This window comes from Streptomyces sp. ADMS (genome assembly GCF_033441795.1).
Taxonomy (GTDB): domain Bacteria; phylum Actinomycetota; class Actinomycetes; order Streptomycetales; family Streptomycetaceae; genus Streptomyces.
Window position 1 is genome coordinate 1 of the sequence record NZ_JAVFVX010000374.1, and the last position, 638, is coordinate 638.

The window sequence follows — 638 nt, forward strand, 5'->3', positions numbered from 1 at the left end:
AGTACCGACGAACAACCTCATCGAGGGGATGGGAGTCCAGACCACCAACACCAAGTACCAGGACGGACAGCAGCACCCCGGCTCGGACGCGCTGGAGATCGCCAAGCCCTTCGTGGACAGCGGCGGCAGGGACGTCATGATCTACATGACGGACGTGTACCGCACGGGCGCGTACGAACGGGAAAGCTACGCCGCCTTCCAGGCAGCCATGAGGACCCAGGTCGAGCAGGCGATGGCCAGCCCCTACGCGAGCAACATCGTCTTCCTCCCCTACAACGAGCCGGACCTGAACTGGTTCAGCGGCATGCGCTCCAACTCGACCGCGCTGGCCAACTTCAACGCCGAGTGGCGCCAGACCCACGACTTCATCAAGGGCATCTGGCCCGAGGCGCGGCTGGCAGGGCCCAACACCTCCAGCTACACCGACTCCTCCCTCAGAGGCTTCCTCACCTACTGCAAGGCCAACAACTGCCTGCCCGACGTCGTGACCTGGCACACCCTGGGCAGCCCGGCGGCCGTCCGCAGCACCGTCAACGCCTACCGCGCGGTGGAGACCGCCGCGGGGATCACCTCCCCGATCACCATCAACCTCAACGAGTACGCCCACCGCTACCACCTGACCGACCCCGGCCAGATGG

General features: G+C 65.8%; 1 pseudogene. It reads left to right on the top strand.

Annotated features, from left to right (window positions below):
• Positions 1 to 638: pseudogene (locus RB628_RS41120) on the top strand (ricin-type beta-trefoil lectin domain protein); the annotation flags it as partial.